The following is a 1,449-nucleotide window of genomic DNA, read 5'->3' as shown; positions in this document are numbered from 1 at the left end:
CTGAGCAGTGACGTACACGCTGACCCCCCACCGGCCCTGGGACACCCCGGCCGAGCGCTACGTCAGTGCTCACTCTCACTGAGCAGTGACGTACACGCTGACCCCCCACCGGCCCCGGGACACCCCGGCCGAGCGCTACGTCACTGCTCACTCTCACTGAGCAGTGACGCAGGGGCCGTGCCGGTCACCCCTCGGTGACGGCGCCGGAGCGACGTCGCCGCCGTGAGGCGGCCAGGGTCTCGTGGGGGGCCTCGCCGTACCGGCGACGGTAGGCGGCCGCGAACCGGCCCTGGTGGTAGAACCCCCAGCGCATCGCCACGTCGATGACGGTCGGGGACGGGGCACGGTCGCCCGACCCCAGCTCGCGGTGGGCCCGGTCGAGGCGGACCCGGCGCACGTACTCCGACGGCGTGGTCTCGAGGTACTTGCGAAAGGCGTTCTGCAGGGCCCGCGGCGTCACGGCTGCCGCCGAGGCCATGTCCGGCAGCGACACCGGCTCGGCGACGTGCGCCTCGATGAAGTCCAGAGCCCGGCACAGCGCGCGGGACGGTGCCGCGTCCTCGCGGTCGGCCTCGGTCGGTCCGAGGTCGGCCGTCGACGGGAAGGCCCGCAGGACCGCGGCCGCGAGGTCGTGCGAGGCCGTCTGGCGCACGAGGGAGGACGGGGTGGCCGCGGCGCTCGACAGCGTGTGGGCCACCGCCTCGACGGCCGACCGCAGCGCCGCACCCCGTTGCGCCGTCACGGGGCGGTGGTGCAGCAGGCGCACGGGGGCATCCTCCTCACCCCGGCCGGCGGCCACCTCCGTCAGCAGGCGCGGGTCGAACATGGTGACGCTGTAGCGAGCGCGGTTCACCGTGCCGGCGTACGGCCGGTCCGGCGGTGAGAGGGTGAAGACCTCGCCCGCGCCGAAGGTGCGGCTGTGCCGACCACCTCCGACGCGGTGGTCCTCGATCCTGCCGTCGTCGATGCTGCACAGGCTGATCCGCCCGAGCGGCACGACGTCGTACCGCATCTCGAAGTCGACGTCGACATGGTCGATGGTGAGCGCGTCCGGCCCCTCCACCCGGTCGAGGTGGGCGTGCGGGTGCGGTGTGGTGCTGCGGACGCGCATCGGCGCGTAGGCCGCGCTGAGGAACTTCTCGATGCGGTCGAGGTCGGTGCTGTCGAAGACCACGGCGTCCATGGGGGGATCCGTTCGCCGGCGGCCGGTGAGGCCGTCATCGTCCCTCGTCCGAGGGGACGGGGGAGCCGCGGTCTGACCCCGACCCGTCTCCTCGACAGTACCCGTTCCCGCCCTTCCTCTGGCGCTGCGGGTCTCGGGGCGCGTGCCGGAGGACACAACAGCATGTGTTTGCCTCACGCCTCCGGCATCGTCTAGGTTCGTCTCGAGCGCATGACCCTGCGCCTGCTCGAGTTCGCCCGACCGCCGTGTGTCCGCGGTCCTGCACC

1 protein-coding gene is annotated in these 1,449 nt (G+C 72.9%); it reads right to left on the bottom strand.

What is annotated here, in order from left to right:
* Positions 1–184 precede the first annotated feature (184 nt).
* Positions 185–1,183 (bottom strand): helix-turn-helix transcriptional regulator, encoded by a 999-nt coding sequence (locus ACPYOM_RS21925; RefSeq protein WP_481347577.1) that lies wholly within the window; start codon positions 1,181–1,183, stop codon positions 185–187.
* Positions 1,184–1,449 lie beyond the last annotated feature (266 nt).

Source organism: Monashia sp. HAY1-2A, from assembly GCF_056755315.1.
Note: the sequence above shows the minus strand (reverse complement) of the source record. Positions and strands in the feature narration are given on the sequence as shown.

Bases quoted from the DNA above. Each gene is read 5' to 3' on its own strand.
- ACPYOM_RS21925 (WP_481347577.1), bottom strand. From the start codon at position 1,183: ATGGACGCCGTGGTCTTCGACAGCACCGACCTCGACCGCATCGAGAAG.